The sequence below is a fragment of the Pseudokineococcus sp. 5B2Z-1 genome, from assembly GCF_037482305.1.
Classification (GTDB): domain Bacteria; phylum Actinomycetota; class Actinomycetes; order Actinomycetales; family Quadrisphaeraceae; genus Pseudokineococcus.
The window spans coordinates 478,806-481,989 of the sequence record NZ_JBBHZG010000004.1; the positions used below are offsets into that span (position 1 = coordinate 478,806).

Sequence of the window (3,184 nt, forward strand, 5' to 3'; positions counted from 1 at the left end):
CGAGGACCGAGCGTCAGCCGGCGGCGCAGGCCCGGCAGGTCCCGGACAGCGCGACGTGCCCGGGGTCGAGCGTGAAGCCGGCCTCGCGCGCGAGCCGCGCGCCGGCCTCGTCGAGCAGGTCGGCGGGCACGTCCTCCACCCGGCCGCAGCGCTGGCAGCGCGCGTGCAGGTGGGCGCGCTCCGGGCCGGCCGCGAGGTGGTGGACGACGGGCCCGCGGTCGAGGTGCACGTGCTCGACGACCCCGAGGCCGGCGAGCGACTCGAGCGTCCGGTAGACGGTCGCCCGGTGGACGCCGGGCGCCGAGGCCTCGACGCGGGCGGCGACGTCGTCGGCCGACAGGTGCGCGTCCGTCCCCGCGAGCACCGCCACGACGGCGCGCCGGGCCGTCGTCACGCGAGCGCCGCGGTGCCGCAGCAGCTCCAGCGCCGAGGCGCTGCGCTCCCGCGCCACCGCCTCGACGGGGACGCCGCCGTCCTGCTCGTCCACGGCGGCGACGGTAGCGAGCAGGCGGGAAGGGGGCGTGAGGTGCACGTCCGCGGAGACGTCCCGAGAGCTGGCAGACGTGCCGCCCGCGCTCAGCCGACTCCTTCGACCCACGACCGTCTGGTCGAGCCCCTGGAGCACCAGGCGGGCGTGCCGCGGCAGCCGGTCGTCCCGTCGCCACGACGCGGGACCCGGGGTGGACACCGAGAGGTCATCTGCTCGCCGTCCACCGGCCTCTTGCGACGCAGTCGCACCTGGGACGACGATGCGTCGGTGCACGTCCCCGACGGCTTCCTCGACCTCACCACCTCCGTGGCGACCGCCGGCGTCAGCGCCGGCGCCGTCGGCGTCGCGCTGCGGCGGGCGCGCCACGACGTCGAGGAGTCCCCCGCGCTGCCGGGCCTCGTCTCGGCCTTCGTCTTCGCCGTCCAGATGGTCAACTTCCCGGTCGGCGCGGGCACCAGCGGCCACCTCATGGGCGGCGCGCTGGCCGCGGCCCTCGTCGGCCCCGCGACGGCGGTGGTGTGCCTCACGGTCGTCCTGCTGGTCCAAGGCTTGCTGTTCGCCGACGGCGGGCTGACGGCGCTCGGCACCAACGTGCTGCTCATCGCCGTGGTCACCGTCGTCGTCGGCCACCTCGTGACGCGCGGCGCGCTGGCCGTGCTGCCCCGGCGTCCGTCGTCCGTCGTCCCGGCGGCGGCCCTCGGCGGCCTCGTCTCCGTCCCCGCGGCGGCGCTCGTCTTCGTCGGGCTCTACGCCGTCGGCGGCGCCGTGCCCGTGGACCTTGGCTCGCTCGCCGCGGCGATGCTCGGCTGGCACGCCCTCATCGGCGTCGGCGAGGCGCTCATCACCGGGGCCGTCCTCGCCGCCGCCGTGGTCGCGCGCCCCGACCTCGTGCGCGCGGCGGCGCCCGCGCGGCGCGAGCTCGTCGTCGTCGGCGCGGACGGGCGGCGCACCAGCGTGCCCGCCGCCCCGCGCGAGGCCGACGCTCCGGCCGCCGGCGGCGCCCGGCGCCGTCCTCTCGTCGTCGCGCTGCTGGCCTGCCTCGTCGTCGCGGGCGGCGTGAGCCTCCTCGCCAGCGGCAGCCCCGACGGGCTCGAGCACGTCGCCGGGCTCGTCGGCTTCGACGGCGCCGCGAGCGACTCGGCCGTCGCCGCCGGCCCCCTCGCCGACTACGCCGTGGCCGACGTGCCGGGGGCGCTCGCCGTCACGCTGGCCGGGGTCGCCGGCGTCGTCGTGACGGCCCTCCTCGCGGCGGGCGCGCTGGGGCTCGTGGCGCGCCGCCGGCGCCGCGCGACGGCGTGACGACGGCGGCGGAGCGTCCTGCCGCCCTCGGCCCGGTGGCGCACGGCGGCGCGTCGGGACGGGTCGTGCTGGACCTCCCGCGGACCGGTGCAGAGGCCGGCGGAGACCCGGCGATGTCCCCCGTGCACCGCCTCCCCGCCCAGACGAAGGTCGTGGCGCTCACCGCCCTGGCGGCGGCGGTCGTGGCGGTGCCGACGGGCGCCTGGTGGGCGCTGGCCGCGTGCGCGGTGCTCGTGCTCGGGGTCGTCGCGGCCGCGCGCCTGCCCGCGAGCCTGGTGGCGCGGCGGATGCTCGTGGAGCTGCCGGTCGTCGTCTTCTGCCTGCTGCTGCCGGTGGTCGCGACGGGCCCGCGGGTGGAGGTCCTCGGCCTCTCCCTGTCGCGGGCGGGGCTCGAGGGCGGCGCCACCCTCCTCGTGAAGGCGACGCTGGGCGTCCTCGCCGCCGTCGTGCTGGCCTCGACGACGCCGGCCCGCGACCTGCTCGGCGGCCTGGAGCGCCTGCGGCTGCCGCGCTCGATGGTGCTCGTGCTCGCCTTCGCCGTCCGCTACTCCGTCGTCCTCGTCGGCGAGGCGCGCCGCCTGCAGACGGCCGTGGCCCTGCGCGGCGGCGGGCGGCGGCTGCGCCACCTGCCCGCGGTCGCGGGCGCGGCGGGGGCGCTGTTCGTCCGCGGCTACGAGCGCGGCGAGCGCGTGCAGCGGGCCATGCTCCTGCGCGGGTGGTCCGGCGCCGTGCCGGGCCTCGGCGGCGGGCCCGCGAGCGCGGCGCAGTGGGCGGTGGCGTGCGCGGTGCCGGCCGCGGCCGCCGTCGTCGCCGTGACCGCGCGGGTCCTGGGGTGACCCCGGGTCGTGGGGTGAGCGCCGACGTCGAGCGCGCGCCGTCCCTCGTCGTCGAGGGCCTGGCCTTCGCCTACCCCGACGGGCGCCAGGTGCTCTTCGGCGTCGACCTCGAGGTCGCCCCCGGCGAGCGGGTCGCGCTCCTGGGCCCCAACGGCGCCGGGAAGACGACGCTCGTGCTGCACCTCGTCGGCGTCCTCGGGGCGGTGGCGGGCGGGACGGGCGCCGGGCGGGTCGTCGTCGGCGGCCTCGAGCTGGCCCGCCGCACGCTGCCGGAGGTGCGCCGGCGGGTCGGCGTCGTGCTGCAGGACCCGGACGACCAGCTCTTCCTGCCGACCGTCGGGGACGACGTCGCCTTCGGCCCCGCCAACGAGGGCCTGCGGGGCGAGGACCTGCGCGCCCGCGTCGACCGCGCGCTCGCCGCCGTGGCGCTCGGCGACGTCGCCGACCGCGCGCCGCACCACCTGTCCCAGGGCCAGCGGCGCCGGGCGGCGCTCGCGACCGTGCTGGCCACCGACCCGGAGGTGCTCGTGCTCGACGAGCCGACGGCCAACCTCGACCC

4 protein-coding genes are annotated in these 3,184 nt (G+C 79.4%); 3 read left to right on the forward strand and 1 reads right to left on the reverse strand.

The features are described from left to right. Positions 1 to 13: 13 nt before the first annotated feature. The gene (locus tag WDV85_RS12980) at positions 14 to 487 is read right to left on the reverse strand and encodes a Fur family transcriptional regulator (RefSeq protein ID WP_339571020.1); all 474 of its coding nucleotides are present in this window, start codon (positions 485 to 487) and stop codon (positions 14 to 16) included. Between the two features lie 270 nt (positions 488 to 757). Between WDV85_RS12980 and WDV85_RS12985 the strand changes: the two genes are divergently transcribed. From WDV85_RS12985 to WDV85_RS12995, 3 genes are all read left to right on the forward strand, one after another. Beyond that, the gene (locus tag WDV85_RS12985) at positions 758 to 1,789 is read left to right on the forward strand and encodes an energy-coupling factor ABC transporter permease (protein WP_339571021.1); all 1,032 of its coding nucleotides are present in this window, start codon (positions 758 to 760) and stop codon (positions 1,787 to 1,789) included. Between the two features lie 113 nt (positions 1,790 to 1,902). Continuing rightward, positions 1,903 to 2,625 (forward strand): cobalt ECF transporter T component CbiQ, encoded by a 723-nt coding sequence (cbiQ, locus tag WDV85_RS12990; protein WP_339571022.1) that lies wholly within the window; start codon positions 1,903 to 1,905, stop codon positions 2,623 to 2,625. 14 nt (positions 2,626 to 2,639) lie between these two features. Next, the coding region (locus WDV85_RS12995; RefSeq protein WP_339571023.1) for an energy-coupling factor ABC transporter ATP-binding protein at positions 2,640 to 3,184 on the forward strand (545 nt) is incomplete at its 3' end.